Annotated in this window: 16 protein-coding genes, 1 tRNA gene and 2 pseudogenes; 8 read left to right on the plus strand and 11 right to left on the minus strand. The window is 68.8% G+C overall.

Annotated elements, in window-relative coordinates; all coding sequences use genetic code 11:
- Window positions 1-191: 191 nt before the first annotated feature.
- Window positions 192-3,155 (minus strand): UPF0182 family membrane protein, encoded by a 2,964-nt coding sequence (locus ACFO8M_RS00080; protein WP_387968808.1) that lies wholly within the window; start codon window positions 3,153-3,155, stop codon window positions 192-194.
- Window positions 3,156-3,284: 129 nt separating this feature from the next.
- A complete protein-coding gene (locus tag ACFO8M_RS00085; protein ID WP_387968811.1) occupies window positions 3,285-4,256 on the minus strand; it encodes a YlbL family protein in 972 nt (323 codons plus the stop codon).
- Between the two features lie 113 nt (window positions 4,257-4,369).
- Here ACFO8M_RS00085 and ACFO8M_RS00090 point away from each other — a divergent pair, with 113 nt between their 5' ends.
- Complete coding sequence (locus ACFO8M_RS00090) at window positions 4,370-5,641, plus strand: zinc-dependent metalloprotease (protein WP_387968813.1); 1,272 nt, start codon at window positions 4,370-4,372, stop codon at window positions 5,639-5,641.
- Window positions 5,642-5,740: 99 nt separating this feature from the next.
- Here the strand turns inward: ACFO8M_RS00090 and ACFO8M_RS00095 are convergent, their stop codons facing one another.
- Entirely contained in the window at window positions 5,741-6,271 is a 531-nt protein-coding gene (locus ACFO8M_RS00095; protein ID WP_387968816.1) for a M48 family metallopeptidase, read from the minus strand.
- A gap of 242 nt (window positions 6,272-6,513) precedes the next feature.
- Entirely contained in the window at window positions 6,514-6,678 is a 165-nt protein-coding gene (locus tag ACFO8M_RS00100) for a DUF5679 domain-containing protein (protein ID WP_387968818.1), read from the minus strand.
- A 327-nt stretch (window positions 6,679-7,005) separates the two neighbouring features.
- Here ACFO8M_RS00100 and ACFO8M_RS00105 point away from each other — a divergent pair, with 327 nt between their 5' ends.
- The gene (locus ACFO8M_RS00105) at window positions 7,006-8,304 is read left to right on the plus strand and encodes an ABC1 kinase family protein (protein WP_387968852.1); all 1,299 of its coding nucleotides are present in this window, start codon (window positions 7,006-7,008) and stop codon (window positions 8,302-8,304) included.
- A gap of 199 nt (window positions 8,305-8,503) precedes the next feature.
- Here ACFO8M_RS00105 and ACFO8M_RS00110 read toward each other — a convergent pair whose 3' ends face one another.
- From ACFO8M_RS00110 to ACFO8M_RS00125, 4 genes are all read right to left on the minus strand, one after another.
- Entirely contained in the window at window positions 8,504-8,725 is a 222-nt protein-coding gene (locus ACFO8M_RS00110) for a hypothetical protein (RefSeq protein ID WP_387968821.1), read from the minus strand.
- Window positions 8,722-9,081, minus strand: coding sequence for a WhiB family transcriptional regulator (locus tag ACFO8M_RS00115; RefSeq protein ID WP_387968824.1), 360 nt, complete (start codon window positions 9,079-9,081; stop codon window positions 8,722-8,724). Before ACFO8M_RS00115 ends, ACFO8M_RS00110 begins: the two co-directional genes overlap by 4 nt.
- A gap of 194 nt (window positions 9,082-9,275) precedes the next feature.
- Window positions 9,276-9,581 (minus strand): hypothetical protein, encoded by a 306-nt coding sequence (locus tag ACFO8M_RS00120; RefSeq protein ID WP_387968827.1) that lies wholly within the window; start codon window positions 9,579-9,581, stop codon window positions 9,276-9,278.
- A 206-nt stretch (window positions 9,582-9,787) separates the two neighbouring features.
- Window positions 9,788-11,935, minus strand: a complete 2,148-nt coding sequence (locus ACFO8M_RS00125; protein ID WP_387968830.1) for an ATP-dependent DNA helicase UvrD2 — start codon at window positions 11,933-11,935, stop codon at window positions 9,788-9,790.
- A 161-nt stretch (window positions 11,936-12,096) separates the two neighbouring features.
- Between ACFO8M_RS00125 and ACFO8M_RS00130 the strand changes: the two genes are divergently transcribed.
- Both ACFO8M_RS00130 and ACFO8M_RS00135 read left to right on the plus strand, forming a co-directional pair.
- Window positions 12,097-12,330 (plus strand): mycoredoxin, encoded by a 234-nt coding sequence (locus tag ACFO8M_RS00130; RefSeq protein ID WP_387968833.1) that lies wholly within the window; start codon window positions 12,097-12,099, stop codon window positions 12,328-12,330.
- Window positions 12,331-12,496: 166 nt separating this feature from the next.
- Window positions 12,497-13,366 (plus strand): annotated as a pseudogene (locus ACFO8M_RS00135) (EamA family transporter); the annotation flags it as partial.
- An 87-nt stretch (window positions 13,367-13,453) separates the two neighbouring features.
- Here ACFO8M_RS00135 and nudC read toward each other — a convergent pair.
- From nudC to ACFO8M_RS00150, 3 genes are read right to left on the minus strand one after another with little or no spacing between them, the layout of a single operon-like run.
- Window positions 13,454-14,335: an NAD(+) diphosphatase gene (gene nudC, locus ACFO8M_RS00140; protein WP_387968836.1), complete on the minus strand. Its 882-nt coding sequence runs from the start codon at window positions 14,333-14,335 to the stop codon at window positions 13,454-13,456.
- Entirely contained in the window at window positions 14,332-15,642 is a 1,311-nt protein-coding gene (locus ACFO8M_RS00145) for a M16 family metallopeptidase (protein ID WP_387968839.1), read from the minus strand. Before ACFO8M_RS00145 ends, nudC begins: the two co-directional genes overlap by 4 nt.
- On the minus strand, window positions 15,639-16,940 hold the full coding sequence (locus ACFO8M_RS00150) for a M16 family metallopeptidase (RefSeq protein ID WP_387968842.1): 1,302 nt from the start codon (window positions 16,938-16,940) through the stop codon (window positions 15,639-15,641). Before ACFO8M_RS00150 ends, ACFO8M_RS00145 begins: the two co-directional genes overlap by 4 nt.
- A gap of 238 nt (window positions 16,941-17,178) precedes the next feature.
- On the opposite strand from ACFO8M_RS00150, the pseudogene ACFO8M_RS00155 reads away from it, so the two are divergent.
- The 4 genes and pseudogenes from ACFO8M_RS00155 to ACFO8M_RS00170 form a co-directional block, all read left to right on the plus strand.
- Window positions 17,179-17,889, plus strand: a pseudogene (locus ACFO8M_RS00155) (methionine ABC transporter ATP-binding protein); the annotation flags it as partial.
- A 53-nt stretch (window positions 17,890-17,942) separates the two neighbouring features.
- Entirely contained in the window at window positions 17,943-18,596 is a 654-nt protein-coding gene (locus ACFO8M_RS00160; RefSeq protein WP_387968844.1) for a methionine ABC transporter permease, read from the plus strand.
- A gap of 31 nt (window positions 18,597-18,627) precedes the next feature.
- A complete protein-coding gene (locus tag ACFO8M_RS00165) occupies window positions 18,628-19,461 on the plus strand; it encodes a MetQ/NlpA family ABC transporter substrate-binding protein (protein ID WP_387968847.1) in 834 nt (277 codons plus the stop codon).
- Between the two features lie 90 nt (window positions 19,462-19,551).
- Window positions 19,552-19,624: transfer RNA gene (locus ACFO8M_RS00170), tRNA-Trp, on the plus strand.
- Window positions 19,625-19,694 lie beyond the last annotated feature (70 nt).

Here is a 19,694-nt window from a genome sequence, read left to right on the forward strand (position 1 = left end):
TGCTGCGGGCGATGCCATCCCCAGCCCCCACCCACCACAAGAGGGGAACGTAGCGCCCATCATTGCGCGCGGGTACGACAAGAACCGGGCGCGGCGGCGGTGCTGTCACCCGAAAGTGTCTAGAGACGAAGCAGCGCCCGGCGGCCTTTCGGCCGCCGGGCGCTCGTCACTTCAGTTGCAGGACCGCGTTCTTACTGGCCCGCGGCCTCTCGCGCCGCCTGCAGTTCGTCGAGGGCGGCGAGCAGGGCGTCCAAAGCCGCGCCCTCCTGCTCGTTCGAGCCGGAGGCCTGCGCCTCCTCGTACGCCGCCTGCGCTTCCAGGACCTTCGTGATCGCGGCCTCGACTTCCGGCGGATCGGCCGGCGCCTCGGTCGTCGGCGTCTCGGTCGGCGTCTCCGAAGGCGGATCGGTCGGATCCACCGGCTCCTCGCCCTCGTTCTGCTCGGCCTCGCTCGGCGCGCCGGTCACGTACTTCTCGACCACCATCGCCACGGCCTGCTCGAACGTCGGCGCGAAGCCCACGTAGCCGCCGTAGCTGATCGCGACGTTCGTGAGCCGCGGCAGCTCCTCGCCCTGGCCGCCCGCCTGTCTGCGCAGGTACATCGGCTCGAGGTACAGGATGCCGTCGCCCACCGGCAGCGCGAGCAGGTTGCCCCACTCCACCGTGGTGTCGGCCTGCTGGGCGTCGCGCAGCGTCGTCACCACTTCCGATGTGGACGTGATGATCTGGTGTATCTGTCTGACCGACTGGTCCTCGCCGCCTACGACGTCGTAGACCCGCAACTGCGGATCACCGTTCTCGTCGTAGTAGCCCGACATGAGGCTCGACAGCGCGTTCTCGCGGTTTCTCGGCGTGAAGGTGCTGGTCAGCTGGAAGTACGGTTGCCCCTGTTCCGGGTACGTCGCGTACACGTAGTAGGCCGGCTGGGTGACCGGCTGGTTCTGCGACGGGTCCTCGGGGGTGGCCCAGGCCTCGCTGCCCTCGATGAAGGTGCGCGACTCGTCCACGTGGTACCGCTGGAGCAGGCTGCGCTGGATCTTGAACAGGTCCTGCGGGTAGCGGAAGTGCGCCGCGAGGTCGTCGGGAGTCTCCTCCTTGGGCGTGACGAGGTCGCCGCCGTAGATCTCGTTCCAGGCCTTGAGGATCGGGTCCTCGTCGTCGAACTCGTAGAGCTCCACCGAGCCGTCGTAGGCGTTCACCACGGCCTTGACCGAGGAGCGGATGTAGTTGACCTCCTCGGAGGCCTGGTTCGCGACGCCCTGGCCGGAGTAGGTGTCGTTCGTCGCGTCGGCGATGTTGACCCGGTCGGAGTAGGGGAAGTCGTTGGTCGTGGTGTAGCCGTCCACGATCCAGACGATCTCGCCGTCGACGACGGCCGGGTACGGGTCGGCCTCCACGGTGAGGAACGGGGCGACCTCTTGGACGCGGTCGCGCACGTTCCGGTTGTACAGGAGCTGCGACTCGTCGTTGATCTGGTCGGAGAGCAGGAACCGGGGCTCCTGGAACTCCCAGGCGTAGAGGAGCCGGCTCCCGATGGAGCCGATGTCGATGCCGCCGTCGCCTTCGTAGGTGGTGTAGCGGTCGGAGCCGATCTCCTCGGCGTCCTCCTCGGTCGAGTCCTCGTCGCTGACGGCGACGTCGATCGGCCGGTCGTACTCGCGCGGGGTCTCTTCCTCGGGGACGCCGACGATCGCGTACTCGTTGTTCAAGAGCCCGTAGTAGATCTGGGGCTTCTCGACATCGATGATGTCGTTGCCGATCTGGCAGTTGCCCGGGTCGTCGGAGAGCACCCCGGAGGTGAAGCAGGGGGCGCCGCTGTCGCTCTCGGTGGTCGAGGCGGACACGAAACCCCAGCCGTGGGTGTAGACCGTGTGCGCGACGGTCCAGTCCTGCTGCTCGTCGGTGAGCTGGCTCGGGTTGAGCTCGCGGAGACCGACGACGAAGTCCTGCGTGACCTCTTTGCCGTTCTCGTCGGTGTAGGTGTAGCGGTCGATGTCGAGCTTCTCGTTGAAGTCATAGAAGCTTCGCGGCTGCTGCGCCTGGGTGAAGGCGTCGGAGACGACGAACGGGTCGATGAGGCGCACGAACGGGACCGTGGACTGGTCCGCGGCCATGTTCTCGGCGTTGGGCTGCGAGGCCACCGGATAAGTGGTGGCCTCCAGGTTCTCCATGCCGAAGGCGTATCGGGTGCCGTCGATGGTGTGCTGCGCGTACGGGCCTTCGCGCTGGGGGCGGTTGGGCTCGACCTGGAAGTTGCGCACGACCGCCGGGTAGATGCCGCCGGCCGCGATCGCGGTGACCACGACGAGGCCGAGGGCCGCGGCGGGCAGAGCGAGCGACCTGGTGAAGCCCCACGAGAACACGAGGATGACGACGGCCGCGATGAGCGAGACCCAGATGAGCGCGTTCTTGGCGTTCATGAGGGCGGTCATCTCGGTATAACCGCCGCCGACGATGCCGGTGACCTGGTTGTCCTGGGTGGTGAAGTCGAATCGGTCGAAGTAGTACGCGACGGCCTTGAGCCCCAGGAAGAGGGCGACGAGCACCGAGAGGTGGATGCGGGCGACGTTGGTCATGCGGTCGCCCTGGCCCGAGAAGCGCAGCGCGCCGTAGAGGTAATAGGCGCTGAGGGAGGCGAGGATGCCGACCACGACCGCGGCGAAGCCGAAGCCGATGAGGAACTGCCAGAACGGGAGCCGGAACACGTAGAAGCCGGCGTCCATGTGCAGGACCGGGTCGGCCCTGTCGAAGGAACCGCCCTGGCGGAAGAGCAGCCAGGTCTCCCAGCGGCTCTGGGCGGACATGCCCGCGAAGATCCCCACGATGACGGCGACGCCGGCGATCCACCAGCCGGCCTTGGGCGAGATGAGTTCGCGGTAGCGCTCCAGGCCCTCCTGCTCGGTGGTGGCCGGCCAGGTGTCGGGGCGGAAGCGGAACGCGAGGTAGAGGTTGAGGCCGCACCAGGCGGCCATCGCCAGCGTGAAGACCCCGAAGAGTCCCAGGCGCGTCCACATCATGGTCGAGAACACCGAGGTGTAACCGACCGATTTGTACCAGAGGTAGTCGGTGCGGAGGCCGACGAGCCAACCGAGCACCGACAGCAGGACTATGGCGCCCACGAGGAGGATCAGGACGTAGCGTCCTCGTCGGCTCATCCGTGGGGGGGTGGGCGTCCGGTTCGCCACTGCAGCAGCTCCTTCATGTCTCGTGGTGCGGGCTCGGGCTTGCTCGGTTACGGCTTGCAAGCTTCGCTGAGACTGCTTGCGAGCCGTAGATTGGCGGAGTCAGCAGGTCGTGACTTCCCCGCCGGCCGCGAGGGACTCAAGCGCCGAGACCGCGTCTTCGAGCGTCTCGACTTTGACAATAGTCATGTCGCCGGGTGCGACGGTGACGGCGTCCGAACAGTTAGCCGCCGGAGCGAGGAAGACGTCGGCTCCCGCCTCTGCCGATCCGGTGATCTTCTGCTGGATGCCGCCGATGCCGCCGACGTTCCCTTCAGGATCGATCTCGCCGGTGCCGGCGACGACCTTCCCATCGGTCAGATCGCCCTCGGTGACCCGGTCGACGATGCCGAGCGCGAAGATCAGGCCGGCCGAGGGACCGCCGATGTCGAGGGCCTCAGTGTCGATCTCGATGCCGTACGGGTCCTCATGGGTGGACTTGAGATCGGCCTGGCCGAGGACGACTCCCGGGACCTCGGTCGCGGTGCCGCCGCGCGTGACGGTGACCGTCGTTTCGCTGTCGGCGTAATCGGCGAGGTCTTGGAGCGAGGTGACCGCGGTCCCGTCGACGGCGGTGACGACGTCGCCGGCCACCAGGCCGCCGGAGTCGGCCACGACCTCGATGGTCGCGGGCTCGCCGAGATAGCCGAGGGCGGCCTGCTCGGCGTTGGACTGGGACTCGGCCCAGTCCGCCTCCTGCTCCTCGGCGATGTCCTCCTCGGATTCGCCGGGCGGGTAGACCAGGTCGCGCGGAACGATGGCGTACTCATTGGACAGCCAATAGCGCAGGGCCTGGACCAGGGTGACCGATTGCTTGACGCGCACCGTGGTCAGGCGCAGCTGGCCTTCCGAGGGGTATTCGGTGTCGGCGCTGATGATCTGGTGCTCGACCCCGTCGACCTCTTCGGCACCGAGGACGTCCTCGGTGGGGCCGGGGCTGAACACCACGTAGGCGACGTCCATCGACAGCGCCTGCCAGGTCAGCAGCGCCACCAACACGGCGCCCAACAGGACGGTGATTCCTCGCCTTCGCATGCGCGGAAGCCTACATGCCGTAGCCCACAGCGGTGTTCGGCCCGCAGCGAACAGGGCGCCTCCAGTTCGGCGGGCCGTGGCCCGGGACCCACACTCTGACGTACGGTTGGCCAATGGGCTCCGACATTCCATTCGGCTTCGGCAACCTGGGCGGCGACCTGCCCGACCCGAACGACCCGCGCGTGCAGCAGATGATGCAGCAGCTGCAGCAGATGATGGCGCAGTCGCTGTCGTCCGGTCCGGTCAACTGGCAGCTGGCCAAGCAGCTCGCCGAGTCCGAACTGAAGGCCGAGAACGTGGTCGGCCCCGCCGATCAGGCGCAGGTCGCCGAGGCCGTGCGCCTCGCCGACCTCTGGCTCGACTCCGCCGTGAACTGGCCGTCCGGTGTGACCGCGACGGACGCGTGGACCCGCAAGCAGTGGATCACGCGCACCGAGGACTCCTGGAGGCAGCTCGCCGAGCCGCTCGCCGCCCAGATGGCCGAGGCGATGCAGACGCTCGTGCCCGAGGAGATGGCCGGGATGCTCGGCCCCATGGCCGACCTCATGAAGGGCGTCGGCTCGGCCCTGTTCGGGGCGCAGATGGGGCAGGCGCTCGCGAAACTCGCCGGGGAAGTGCTCTCCTCCTCCGAAGTCGGTCTGCCGCTTGGCAAGACGGGCGTCGCCGCGCTCCTGCCGGGGAACCTCACCGCTTACGCCGAGGGTCTGGAGCTGCCGGTCGAGGAGGTGCGGCTGTACGTCGCGCTTCGCGAGGCCGCGACCCACCGGCTGTTCACGCACGCGCCGTGGCTGCGCTCGCACCTGCTGGGCGCGCTCGAGGCGTACGCGCGGGAGATCCGCATCGACGAGTCCGCGATCGAGGAGGCCATGTCGGGCATGGACCCGATGGACCCCGAGGCCGCGGCGACCCTCGACCTGAGCGAGGTCTTCAAGACCGAGGACACCGAGCAGCAGAAGGCGGCGCTGTCGCGACTCGGCACGACGCTGGCGCTCATCGCCGGCTGGGTCAACGTGGTCGTGGCCGAGGCCGTGGGCGAGCGGCTGCCGACGATGGACCGGCTCATGGAGTCGGCACGGCGGCGCCGGGCGACCGGCGGGCCCGCCGAACAGACTTTCGAGGCGCTGGTCGGGCTCGAACTCGACCCGGCGAAGGTGCGCGCGGCGACGCGGCTGTGGCAGTCGCTCACCGAGGCGCGGGGCAGCGAGGGCCGCGAAGCGGTCTGGGCGCACCCCGACCTGATGCCGAGCGCGGCCGACCTCGAACACCCTGAAGGCTTCGCGACCGTCTCCGAGGCGCTCGAAGACCTCGACATGTCGATGTTCGACCAGCTCGCGGTCAACGACCCGAAGGAAGAGGACGACGACGAGGAGCCCGGAGACAGGTAAGGCGCGGTCGAGTTAGAGGCGTCGCGGCGGCCTGTTCGCGGGCAGCCGCGTTCGTGCGACCGGCCCGGAGGCGGGCGGTCGCGCCGGCGCCGACCCGGCCTACTGCCGCTCGCTCGCCTCGGCGTCGGCGATGCCTTCGAGGTAGCCGCGGGCCCGTTCGGCCTTGGAGTAGCGGCCGACCATGTCCCAGAACGGCCGCGAGTGGTCCGCGTGGACCAGGTGGGCCAGCTCGTGGAGCAGGACGTAGTCGATCACCCATGAGGGCATCATCATGATCCGGCGGGAGATCCGGATCGTGCCGTCCGAAGGGGTGCACGAACCCCAGCGGCGCTGTTGGTTGTCGACCCAGCGAACGCTCCGTGGGGCGGCGCATTCGGGGTGCTCGGGATAATAGCGGCTGGCGAGCCTGACGGCCCGGTCTCGGAGGGCCGTGTCGGACGCTCGGCCGTCTCGGGCCTCGCGTTTCTGCAGTCTCGCGAGCATGTGGTCGATCCATTCGCGCTCCTCGGTCTCCGAGAAGGCGTCAGGGATCATGACGACCACGCGGCCTCGTTCTTCATAGGCCGCTACGGTTGCACGACGCCGGGGAGAGCGCCGCACTTCAACGGGGGGATGGACTTTGCGCGCCATGAACGCACACTAAACCGCGGGGGTGACAATCGCATAACGCGGATGTCGCGATTGCGGCGATACCAGTGGAATGCCAAGAAAATCCCCCCGCCGATGTCCCGCATAGTGGGATCAGGCGAGGGGTCGGGCAGTCCCGCGACGCTTTCGCGCTGACGACGGACCGCCCCGGCCTTGCAAATTTCCGGCTCGCAAGCTTCGCCTAGGCCGCTTACGCGCCGCAACCGGGCCCGCTGGCCCTACGGTCACGATTCCTTGCCGAGAATCCGGTTCATCTTGGTGCCGCACACCGGGCACGTACCTTTGGCCATCCGGCGGCCCGAGTCGGAGACGACCACGGTGCCTTCGAATTCGCGCTTCTCGCGGCACTTGACGCAGTAGCCGGTATAGGTCTTCGTAGCTTGAGCCACTGGTTTCCCCCTGTTGTGCGCGGGCCTGTCGTGCAAACCCTGTTGCAGCGATCACTCTGTGCGATCGTTCGGCCTCAGAATGCCACAGATTTCACGCCTGTAAGCCCAGCCGCGCCGCTTCACCCAGGCGGGTGACAGGCGTAAGGGACTTACGAGGCCTTATGGGGCCTCCAGGCGCACCGGTCCGGCCCGCTGCGACGCCCCGACATGCGCCGCCTGTGCCGTCACCATCTGTCGCTTCGCCGTGAGAGCATTGGGAACGTGAGCGACAGGCATGGACCCGCCCATTCGGGTGACGACCTCCCGCGCCGGGCGTTCTCCCGGGGCATGAAACTCGCCTCCCTGCCGCTGGGGCTGGCGGGCCGGGCGACCCTGGGGCTGGGCAAACGGGTGACCGGACTGGCCGACGAGATTCTCAGCGAGCAGGCGCAGCGGCGCACCGCCGAGCACATCTTCAGCGTGCTCGGGCAGCTCAAGGGCGGGGCGATGAAACTCGGCCAGGCCCTCTCGATCTTCGAGGCGGCCCTGCCCGAGCATCTGGCCGCGCCGTACCGGCAGGCGCTGACCAAACTCCAGAACGCCGCTCCCCCGCTGCCGGTGGCCAGCGTCCACGGGGTGCTGGAGCGGCAGATGGGCGCCGATTGGCGCGAACGCTTCATCGAATTCGACGACGCACCGGCGGCGGCCGCGAGCATCGGGCAGGTGCACCGGGCGGTGTGGATCGACGGCCGCCAAGTCGCCGTCAAGATCCAGTATCCCGGCGCGGGCGACGCGCTGCGCACGGACCTGCGGCACCTCTCGCGCATGGCCCCGATGTTCAAAGTGCTGCAACCGAACTTCGACGTCAAGAAGATCACCGTCGAGCTGCGCGAGCGGCTCCTCGAAGAGCTCGACTACGAGCTGGAGGCGGCGACGCAGCGGCAGTTCGCCGAGGCCTTCCGCGACGATCCGCTGATCGTGGTGCCCGACGTGATCCACGCCAGCGGCGAGGTGCTGGTGACCGAGTGGATCGCGGGGCGGCCGCTGGCGGACGTCATCGCGAACGGCACCCAGGACGAGCGGGACGCGGCCGGGCTGCGGCTGACCACGCTGCACTTCTCCGCGCCCAAGCGCGCCGGGATGCTCCACGCCGACCCGCACCCGGGGAACTTCGCGATCGGCGAGGACGGGCGGCTCGTGGTCTACGACTTCGGTGCGGCCGCGCGCATGCCCGGCGGAATGCCGGTGCAGGTGGGTCGCTTGACGCGGTTGACGCTCGACGGCAAGGCCGACGAGGTGGTCGCGGGACTGCGCAGCGAGGGCTTCGTGCCGCCGGGGCTGCAGATCGACGCGAAGTCGATGCTCGACCTGCTGCGGCCGATGCTTGAGCCGATCGCGGGCGAGGAGTTCCAGTTCTCGCGCGAATGGCTGCGCAAGGAGAGCACCCGGCTCACCAGTCAGGGCTCCGAAGCCGCGAGACTGAACAAGCAGATGAGCTTCCCGCCGGCGTACCTGCTCATCCACCGCGTGACGATGGGATCGATCGGGGTGCTCTGCCAGTTGGGCGCCACCGCGAAATGGCGGTCGATCCTCGAGGAGTGGCTGCCGGGCTTCGCCGACCCCGAAGGCACGGACCCCAACCGCTGAGCGGCGCTCGCATTGAAGCGCTGTCGTACCCCCGCGGCACTGTTGACAGTGCTCAATCACGGCTCGCAAGCCTCGCCGAGACCGGGGCGCTGTTGGACGTCCGAAATGCGCAGACGCTCACGGACACTCCCACGCACAACGAAAGGGGCCCATCCCCTCTCAGGGATGGACCCCTTCAGCCAACGCGGTTAGTGCGTCGTCAAAGTCGGCCCCGGCGACGGTGTCGCCCGGTGTGGCGCGGAGTCCGGGCATAGCCGGCTTCCTTCCACAGGCTCCGCATCCGCAGACGTCCGACCCCGCTGAACAGCGAGCTCGTGGTCGTCATCGGTCGGACCGCCTCGATCTCCTCATTCATGAGGACCTCGAGTTCCTTCACGCCGACATCCCGCTTGAGATGGCGGCTCAGATAATCGACCGTCATGACACCGCCACCCCCGCGAGCGCGAGTTCACGGGTCCGCTCGGCGAGCTCGGCCTGCGCGGCCTGCTCGATGAGCGCGGCGTCCTTCCGGGGCCGGCCGCGGGGCCGCTTGCGGGCCACGACGTTCCCCTTCTCGAAGATCTCGCCGCCCCACACGCCCCAGGGCTCGTGGCGCTCGAGCGCCCCGGCCAGGCAGGCCAGGCGCACCGGGCAGTCGGTGCACAGGGACTTGGCGAACTCCAGTTCGGTGGGCTGCTCCGAGAACCACAGGTCCGCGTCGTACTCGCGGCAGGCCAGGTCGCCGCCGGTCTCGCGGGCCTGGTCTCGCAGCTCGGGCCCGATGAGGGTGTCGGTCATCGGCTCGGTCTCCTCTCGCATCTTGCTGGTCTGGTCCCAGCTCGGTCGCTTCAGTGCTGTTTGAGGACTCAATTGCTTCGCAATCTGTCTCGTCTGTCTTCTACTGGAGGGCCGCGACCTGGCTTTTCAGCCAAACAAAAAGGCCGCGATCCCGGTTGCGGGATTCGCGGCCTCGAGAGTTCCGAGTGGGCTGTCTATAAGCCCATTCGATGATCTCGAGGCGGTCTCCCGCGCGTGACGCCGTGACGCTTCTCGGAGCCGGAAACCGGCTGCCAACCGAGGCCGGCGAATGCACGGCCACGTCCGAGAAGGGCATTGGCGCCCATATCGGTGTTGTCAATGGTGTTGACGGTGCTCGGAGCCGTGGTGGTCTGGACGGCAACGGGCAGAGTGGTCCCACGGACCGGAGTGGAGACGGGCGCGATGTGCCGATAGACGGCGGCCGACTCAATCGTCACGCCGAGCGGCGTCGTGCTCTGGGTTTCGCTGAGCAGCTTCATCGTCTGTCCCCTCCCTTCGGGTTCCGTGGTCAACATTGGTCTTCATCTCCTCTAGCCGGGCTCACTGATGGTTTGCAAGCTTCACCATGACTGCGCTGAGGCACACACCTCACCCGGCTTGAGCAACGCTACGCCCGTCTCACATGGGAGCGCAACGTCTTTTTCTGCGAGTCTCGCGAGAAAGTTTTTGCCGCGAGATTTACCGATCAAGTACCTTCGCCGCACATCGCAATGGCCTCGCTCACTTCCCCGCCGTTGACCAGGTGCAACACCGCGGGTCCATACTTGTCGAGTTTGGACTTTCCGATGCCGTGGAGGGACGCGAGCTCACTGTCGGATCCCGGACAGCGCTCGGCGATAGCGATCAAGGTCACATCCGTGAAGACGGTGAAGGCCGGCTTGCCGTCTTGTTTGGCGACACTGACGCGCCACTCGCGCAACCGCTCGAACAGTCCTTCATCCATAGTGGCGGGACAATCTTCGCAATGTCCCAGCTTGCGGTCACGGGCGTCCGTCAGCGGCTTGCCGCAGCCGGAGCAGTCGAGGACCTTGGCCTTCTTGCGTTCTCGCGGTTTCGACGCGGTGGCGCCCGGCGCTGACGGGCGCGGGAAACCGCCGAGGCCCAGCGGCGCGAGGAAGCGGCAGAGCCGCCGCTCGCGCCCGCCCGCGTTGCGGGCGAGCCCGTAGGAGAGCTGCAGTCGCTCGCGGGCGCGGGTGATGCCCACGTACAGGAGGCGCCGTTCCTCTTCGAGCGCGGTGTCGGTGCGGGCGAACGTGGTCGGGAGCGTGCCGTCGGCCAGGCCGACCAGGAACACCGCGTCCCATTCGAGGCCCTTGGCCGCGTGCAGGCTCGCGAGCGTCACGCCTTCGACGGCCGGGGCGTGCTGCTCGGAGGCGCGGCGAGAGAGCTCGGCGCAGAACGCCTCGAGGTCCGGGTCCGGACCGTCCTCGTCAGGATTGGCGCGGTGGTGCTCGAGGAACTGCTGGGCGAGATTCGCGAGCGCGGTGACCGCTTCGTACGCTTCCCGCTGGGCCCCACCGGAAGGCGCGGCGTCAGGGCGCCACCCGACCGCTTCGAGCGCGGTCGGCACCGCCTCGGACAGGGGCATGCTCGCGACCTCGGTCTTGGCGGCCGAGCGCAATGCGACCACGGCCTGGCGCACCTCGGGGCGGTCGAAGAAGCGGGCCGCGCCGGTGACCACGGTCGGCACGCCGTAGGAGGCGAGGGCCTCTTCATAGGCCTGCGACTGGGCGTTGGTGCGGTAGAGGACCGCGATCTCCGAAGCGCTCGTGCCGTCGGCGATGAGCTGGGAGCAGCGGCGGGCGATCATGTCGGCCTCTTCGGCCTCGTCGGCGAAGACCTCGGCGGTGACGGCGGGGCCGTCGGGCCGCTGGCCGATGAGTTCGAGGCGCATCTTCGCTTCGCGGCCTTTGGATTCGCCGATGATCTGGTTGGCGAGGCCGACGACCTGCGGTGTGGAGCGGTAGTCGCGGACGAGACGCACGAGCGAGGCGCTCTTGTGGCGGCGCGTGAAGTCGAGCAGGTTCCGCGAGGTGGCGCCGGTGAAGGAGTAGATGGTCTGGCTGGCGTCGCCGACGACGGTGATGTCGTCCCTGTCGCCGAGCCAGGAGTCGAGCAGGCGCTGCTGGAGCGGGGTGACGTCCTGGTACTCGTCGACGACGAAGAACCGGTACTGGCTGCGGATCTGGTCCGCGATCGACTCGTCCTCACCGATCATGTCGGCGGTGTGGGCCAGGACGTCGGCGAAGTCCATGACGCCGGCGCGGCGCTTGGCCTCGATGTAGGCGGCGTAGACCTTGGCGACGTCCTCGGGGGCGGCGGGCGCGTCGCGGCCGAGGGCGGCGATGGCGCTCACGTAGTCGTCGGGACCGATGAGTGAGGAAGCGGCCCATTCCATCTCGGTGGTGAGGTCGAAGTTCTTGGCGCGGGAGGTCTGGAGTCCGGCGCGGGCGGCGGCGATGGCGGTGAACTTCAAAGCGGAGTCGATGAGCTCGGGGAGCTGGCCTTTGAAGCGGCGCATGCCGAAGTAGCGGAGCTGGCGGAGCGCGGCAGAGTGGAAGGTGCGGGCGTTGACGCCGGCGACACCGAGGCCGCGGAGCCGGTCGCGCATCTCCCCCGCGGCGCGCGCGGTGAAGGTGACGGCCGTGACGTGCTGGCCGCGCATGTCGCCGCGAAGGACCCGCCAGGCGATCCGGTGGGTGACGGCCCGGGTCTTGCCGGTGCCGGCTCCGGCCAGGATGCAGACGGGCCCCGGGTCAGCGGTCACCGCCTCGCGTTGTTCAGGGTCGAGTCCCGAGAGGAGCTGTTCGATGGCCTGATCGCGTGCGGTCATCCGACCAGTGTCCCAGAGGCCTCCGACAAGATCGGTCGGCCGGGTCGTTCAGAGGTGCAGCACCTGAAAGTGGCCAGACGTGAGGCGGGACACGGTGATGCACGATCTGGAGGAATGCCCCAGGGCCGTATCGCGTTACCCTCGATGAAGAAGGAGGTTCGATGATCACCATGTACAGCACCACTTGGTGCGGCTACTGCAGGCGACTGAAGTCGGCGTTCGACCGCGAGGGCGTTCTCTATAAAGAGGTCAACATCGAGGAGGACCCGGAGGCCGCCGCGTTCGTCATGGGGGTCAACGGAGGCAACGCGACCGTCCCCACCTTGCAGTTCGAGGACGGCACCGCGCTCACCAATCCCTCTCTCGCGCAGGTGAAGGCGAAGCTCGCCGCTTGACCTGTGCCACATACCGAGACTATGGTCACGTTTAGGACACAAAGCCGGTACGATGCCCTATAGTTGACTCGTCAAGCTTGCTTAGCGACTTCGAGGGGTGGTCGCTAAGCATTCAGGCCCGGGATGGATCCGTCCCGGGCCTTTTTCGTTGAGTTCTGGAGCCCATATGTCGTCACCCCGCGCCGCCCTCGGCGTCTCCCTCGTCCTGGCCGCTTCACTGTTCTTCGGAATCTGCGGCCCCTTCGGCAAAGTCGTGATCCAGGCGGGACTCACCCCCATCCAGGTCACGTGGCTCCGCATCTGCGGCGTCGGCATCATCGCGATCGCCGCCGCCGCAATTCCTCTCTTCCGGCTCCTGCGCAGGCGCGAAAGCCTCCCGTGGGGCGGACTGGCGCTGTTCGGCCTCACCGCGATCGCCGCGGTGCAGGCGTTCTACTTCATCGCGGTCGAGCGCCTGCCCGTCGGCATCGCGCTCCTCTTGGAGTTCATGGGCCCCATCGTCGTCGTCGCCTGGGTCCGGTTCGTGCGCCGCACCGTCCTGCCGCGCGCCGCGGTCATCGGCACGCTCCTGAGCATCGCGGGCCTGTGCATCGTGGTCGAGGTCTGGTCCGGCCTGCGCCTCGACGCGGTCGGCCTCATCGCCGGTTCAGCCGCGGCGGCCTGCCAGGCCACCTACTTCCTGTCCGGTGAACGGCTGACCGCCAAAGTGGACGTTCGAGTCCTGCTCGCCGTCGGCTTCACCGTCGGCGCCGTCGCCCTCGCGCCCTTCGCCGCCCCCTGGGCCCTGGACTGGGCCGCGCTTTCGGCGAAGGTCTCGCTCGGCGGTGTCGAGACCACCGGCATCGTCAGCGTGACCATGCTCATCGCCAGCACCGCGGTCGCCTACGGCCTGGGCCTCAGCGGCCTGCGGTTCATCTCCGCGCCGGTGGCCGGCGGCATCGGGTACGCCGAGGTCGTCGTCGCCTCGATCGCCGCTTGGGCTCTGCTCGGCGAGGCGCTGACGGTGCCGCAGATCCTCGGCGGGCTCGTCGTGATCGCCGGCGTCTTCACCGCGCAGCGCGCCGTCGCGGCCAAGACCGGGGTCCCTGGTGAGACGGCCGAAGAGGCCGCCGTCACCAAAGTCTTAGCCCTCGGCCAGCCAGCCGTCGATCAGGAAGCGCGCGATGGAGATCCGCACGGCGCTCGGCGTCGTGTCGTCGGTGTGGACCCACATCTGCCGTACCTCGTCGCGGGTGAACCAGCGCGCGTCCGTGATCTCCTCGGCCTGCAGCACCAGCTGCTGGGCCGGGTCGGCGGTGGCGCGGAAGGCGAGCATGAGCGAACGCGGGTAGGGCCAGGGCTGGCTCGAGACGTACTCGAGCCGGTCGATCTTGATCCCGATCTCCTCGCCCACCTCGCGGTGCACGGCGGCCTCGGCCGACTCCCCCGGTTCGACGAACCCTGCGATGCAGGCGTACCGGTTGCTCCTGACGGCCGCAGGCCCCGTCTTCGGGGCGCCGGAGTAGCGACGGTGCTGGGCCAGCAGCACCCTGTCGACGCCGTCGTCGATGAGGACGATCACGGCCGGGTCGGTGCGCGGGAAGACCGGTCGGCCGGAGTCGGCTGAAAGCTCCCACCCGGCCTGGCGCGGCCGCAGCGGCTCGCCGGTGGTCGGGTGGAACCGGTAGGTCGCGTGCCAGTGGCCGATCGCGATGGCCTGCACCGCGATCGCGAGGTCCCGGCGGTCCCAGTCCGGTTTGATCCAGCGGCCCGGCAGGCCGTCGGGCAGGTCGGCGAGGACCGCGAACACCGGCGGGTGCTCCCCGCCGAGGTAGACGCGTTCGCCTTCGGGGGCGGAGCCGGCGTCGTAGTAGTGCAGGCCGTCTTCGTCGGCCGCGATCCGCTCGTTGTCGGGGTCGCAGACGACGATCTGGGCCTGTTCCCAAGCGGCGGCGAGCCATTCATCGTCACCGCGGTGCTCGCCGGAGCGGTCGAGGACGTCGATCGCCAAGGGCGGGTGCGTCATGGGGCCTCGATCTCCCCGAATGCGGCGAGCGGTTCGCGGATCGCTTCGCCGTCGCCGAGGACGACGGTGACCGCCCGGTCGGGGTCGAGGCGTTCGGCCGCGACCCGCTGGACGTCGGCGGGCGTGACCTCGCGGATCCGCTCGGAGTGCTCGGCGAGCCAGGCGAGCGGGAGGCCCGCGGCGGCGAGCACCGAGATGTAGTTGGCGATGCCCGACTGGGTGGCGGTGGCGAGCTTGACCGAGCCGAGCGCGTAGCGGCGGGCCAGGTCGAGTTCGTCGGCGGCGGGCGGTCGCTCGGCCATGCCGCGCAGCTCGTTCCGGACCTCTTCGAGGGCCGGGCCGGTGACCTCGGTGGCGACGTCGACGGCGGCGAGCTGGATCGAACCGGCCGGCGAGTGGTCCACACGCGAGCGCGGCGAGTAGCCGTAGCCCTTGGTCTCGCGCAGGTTCATGACCAGGCGCGAGGAGAAGTAGCCGCCGAAGACGAGGTTCGCGAGATGCTGGGCCGCGTTGTCGGGGTGGGTGCGCTCGACCGCCGAGTAGGCGACGCGGATCGCGGACTGGACCGAGCCGGGCCGGTCGACCAGGACGAGCGGGCCCGCGACGAGCCCGGGCAGCGGCTCCATGCGGCGCGGTTCGCCCGCGCCGTTCCAGTCGCCGAGGGCCTTCTCCACTGCGGCGAATGCCGAGTCGGTGTCGATGTCGCCCACGATGACCAGGCGCGCGCCGGCCGGGTGGAGACGGGCGGCGTGCAGGGCGAGGACCGCGTCGCGTTCGACGGCGGCGACCTCGGCGGCGGTCGGCTGCTGGTGGCCGTACGGGTGGCCGCCCCACAGGCGCGCGTCGAGGACGCGGTTGACCTGGAAGTCCGGCTGCTGCTCGGCGACCGAGAGGCCGTCGATGATGCGGGACTGCTCGACCGCGAGCGGCCCGGCCGGGTACTCCGCGGCCTTGAGCAGATCGCCCAAGACCTCCAGGAGCTCGGGCAGACCCGTCGCGAGGCTGTTGCCGGACACGGCGATCCGGTCCGGGTCGGCCCCGGCGCCGAGCGCGCCGCCGACGCCTTGGAGGCGCTGGGCGATCTCGGTCATCGAGGCGGTCTCGGTGCCGGAGAAGAGCGCCGCGGCGAGCAGGTCGGCCACGGCCAGGTCTGCATGCGCAGCCGGGATTGAGAGGCGCACCTCGGCGAGCGGGACGCCGGGGCGCCGCGTGAGCAGCACCCGGAGTCCGTTCGGGAGGGTCCGCTCGACCGGGACCGGCAGGGACAGCGGGACTTCCGGTGCGAGACCTGGAATGACGTTGCTCACTGAGCTCCTCCCGGAACGACTTCGAGAACGGCGCGGCGGTGCGGCGTCAAAGCGGCCGCCGCCTGGGCGACGGCTTCGGCGGTGACCTCGCCGAGCAGCGCGGGGAAACGGGTCGACATGGCGGCGTCGCCGTGGAAGATCTCGGCGGTCGCGAAACGGCGCGAGCGGCCCATGACCGAGTCGTCGCCGCGCAGCAGCTGGGCGGCGACGCGCGCCTTGACGCGGTCGAGCTCGGCTTCGTCGACGCCTTCGGCGATGCGCGCGAGCTCTTCCTGGACGGTGCCGAGCACGGTGTCGACGGCGTTGCCCGGCGGCAGGAACGCCTGGACGAGCATCACCGTCGGGCCGCGGGAGGCGAAGGGCTCGGCCATGAAGGTCGTGTGCGCGGCCACGGCGGTGGCGGTGCGGTCGGTGTGGATGAGCCGCTCGACCAGGCGCGAGGCGTCGCCGTCGGTGAGCAGCTCGCCGAGGACCACGTACGGCAGGAACTCGTCGAGCTCGGTCACCGGGTCGGGGACGCGCCAGGCGACCGCGACGGCCGGGAGCGTCGCGCGCTCGTCTACGTACGAGACGCGGCGTTCAGTACTCAGGTCGGGTTCGGCGAACGACGGGAGCACCGGTGCGGGCCGGGCCTCGACGCTCCCGAAGTGGCGTTCCACCAGCTCGCGGGCCTGCGCGACGTCGAAGTCGCCGGCGACCGAGAGGACCGCGTTCGAAGCGGGGTAATAGGCGTCGAAGAACGACTGCGCGTCAGCCACGGTGGCCGCGTCGAGATCCACGAACGAGCCGTAGCCGTCGTGCGAGTTCGCGAAGGTGTCGAACATGACCGGCGGGAGCTTGATCCACGGGAAGCCGCCGTAGGGGCGGTTGAGGACGTTGACCCGGATCTCCTCCTTCACCACGGACACCTGGTTCGCGAGGTTCTCCTCGGTGATCGCCGGGCCGCGCATCCGGTCGGCCTCCAGGAACAGCGCGAGTTCGAGGCCGTTGGAGGGCAGGAGGTTGAAGTAGTCGGTGTAGTCGATGTGGGTCGAGCCGTTGAAGGTGCCGCCCGCGGATTGGACGTGCCGCATGTGCTCGGCCTTGCCGACGTTGTGGGAGCCCTGGAACATCATGTGCTCGAAGAGGTGGGCGAAGCCGGTGCGGCCCTCGGGCTCGGAGCGCATGCCCACGTCATACACCACCGCTACGCCGACCACGGGTGCCCCGGGGTCAGGCGCGAGGACCACCCGCAGCCCGTTGCCGAGCTTGAACCGCTCGATCGCGAACGCCGGGGCGGGAATCGTCGCAACAGTCATGGCCGAACCCTATCTCAGCTCGGTGTCCTTCAAATGTCGCGGCATTCGTCACAGGTCCTTGGAATCGGTAGGAATCCCTGCTTGACTTCTGGGCTATGAACTCGGAGCACCTCGGACGCAACAGCGACGCCATCGGCGCCGCCGCGTCGTGCTGCCGAATGTGCGCCTGCTGAGGGCTCCTGCACCGCCGCGCCCCGAAGCGGCGATCTCCCCACAGCGAAAGCGAACTTCCTTCCTCATGGAACCAAGACCCAGTATCCGCCTGTCCGGCGTGACCAAGAGCTTCGGCGACCTGGTCGCCCTCGACGCGGTGGACCTCGACGTCGCCTCCGGCGAGATCTTCGGCATCCTCGGACGCTCCGGCGCCGGCAAGTCGACGCTCCTGCGCACCGTCAACCTCCTCACCAGGCCCGAAGCGGGCACGGTCGAGGTCGACGGCATCGAGCTGACCACGCTGCGCGGACGTGAGCTGCGGGCCTCGCGGGCCAAGACCGCGATGATCTTCCAGCACTTCAACCTCCTGTCGAACCGCAACGCGGCGTCCAATGTGGCCCTGCCTTTGCGCTTCCGCGGGACGCCGAGCGCCGCCCGGCGCGAACGCGCGCTCGAACTGCTCGACCTCGTCGGCCTCTCGGACAAGGCGAAGGCCTACCCCGGGCAGCTCTCGGGCGGCCAGCGCCAGCGCCTCGCGATCGCCCGGGCCCTCGCCGCCGACCCCGCGGTGCTGCTGTCGGACGAGGCCACGAGCGCGCTCGACACCGACACGACGGACGAGATCCTCGACCTGCTCGCACGGCTCAACCGCGAACTCGGGCTCACCATTCTTCTGATCACGCACGAACTCGAAGTGATCACCCGGATCTGCCACCGCGCCGCGGTGATGGAGGCCGGGCGGTTCGTCGAGATCGGCGACGTCCCCGAGCTCCTCGCCGACCCGGGGTCACGCCTCGGCGGCCAAGCGCGGCGCCTGGCGTCCCGCCTGCTCGGCGAGGAGTTGACGCAGTGAACGACCGACTCGTCGAACAGCTCACCGAGGCGTTCTGGGAGACCCTGCACATCGTCGCCGTCGCCGGCGCGTGGACGCTGCTGGGCGGCCTGCTCCTGGGCACCATCCTCTACATCACGTCGAAGACCGGCCCGAAACCGATCGCAGTGGTCAACGCACCGCTCGGCCTGATCGTGAACATCGGCCGAAGCGCGCCGTTCGTGCTCTTGATGGTCGCGGTAGTTCCGCTGACGCGCCTGATCACGGGAACGAGCATCGGCACTGAGGCCGCGATCGTCCCGCTGACGGTGGCGTCGATCCCGTTCTTCGCGCGCCTCGTGGAAGGCGCGCTGCTCGAGGTGCAGCCGGGCCTCATCGAGGCGGCCCGTTCGATGGGCGCTTCGACGCCCGCCCTGGTGTGGCGGGTGGTCCTGCCCGAGGCCACGCCGGGCCTCATCCGCGGCTTCACGGTGACGCTCGTGGCCGTCGTCTCGTACTCGGCGATGGCCGGGATCGTGGGCGGCGGTGGCTTGGGCGACCTGGCCTACCGCTACGGCTACCAGCGTTTCGAGACCGAGTACATGATCTGGCCGCTGGTCATCCTCGTCGTGCTCGTCCAGTTCTTCCAGATTCTCGGCGACCGGTGCGCCCGCACCCTCGACCGCCGCTGAAGTTATTTCCCTACCTTCCTTAGGAGACACCATGTTCAATCGTCGTGCCCTTTTGGGCGGCTCCGTAGCCGCCGTGACCGCGCTGTCCCTCGCCGCTTGCGGCACCGACTCTGGTTCTGAAGCGACTGAGACCAACGGCACCGTGGTCGTGGCCGCGACGCCGGTCCCGCACGCGGACATCCTGAACTACATCTCGGAGAACCTGGCCGAGGACGCCGGGATCACCATCGAGGTCGAAGAATTCACTGACTACGTGCAGCCGAACGTGGCGACCGCGGATGGTTCTGTGGACGCGAACTTCTTCCAGACCGAGCCTTACCTGGAGGAGTACAACGCCGCGAACGGGACCGACCTGGTGACCGTCGCGCCGGTGCACATCGAGCCGCTGGGCCTGTACTCGTCGAAGGTCGCCTCCGTGGAGGAGATCCCGGACGGGGCGCAGGTCGCGATCCCGGGCGACGGCTCCAACGGCGGCCGGGCGCTGGCCCTGCTCGCCGATGCCGGCTTGATCACCCTCGCCGAGGGCGTCGACGCGACGCTGGCGACCGAGGACGACATCGCGGAGAACCCGAAGAACATCGAGTTCGTCCCGCTCGAGGCCGCGCAGCTCGCGCTCTCCCTGGAGGACGTCGACGCCGCTGTGATCAACGGCAACTACGCCCTCGAGGCGGACCTGAGCCCGGCCGAGGACGCGCTGTTCAGCGAGTCGCCCGAGGGCAACCCGTACGCGAACTACCTGGTGGCCTCCGCGGCGAACGCCGACAACGAGGACGTCCGGAAGCTCGCCGAGCTGCTCCAGTCGGACGAGGTCAAGCAGTTCATCCTCGGCACCTGGGCCGACGGCTCGGTCATCCCGGCCTCCTGACCGGCCAGGACACCACGCCCAACCCGGTTGCACCGGCCTGGACGCGACACGTAAGATAGTTGCGGCCAGGCCGGGCGACCGAGCTGGCGAAGGAGTGTGGCGCAATTGGTAGCGCATCGGTCTCCAAAACCGAGGGTTGCAGGTTCGAGTCCTGTCACTCCTGCAGTGTGATGTCTCAGGACATCGGAAACAGGTCGAACCTGCAAAGGTTCGGCCTGTTTTGCTATGCAGGT

The organism is Glycomyces rhizosphaerae (assembly GCF_042647865.1).
Taxonomy (GTDB): domain Bacteria; phylum Actinomycetota; class Actinomycetes; order Mycobacteriales; family Micromonosporaceae; genus Glycomyces; species Glycomyces rhizosphaerae.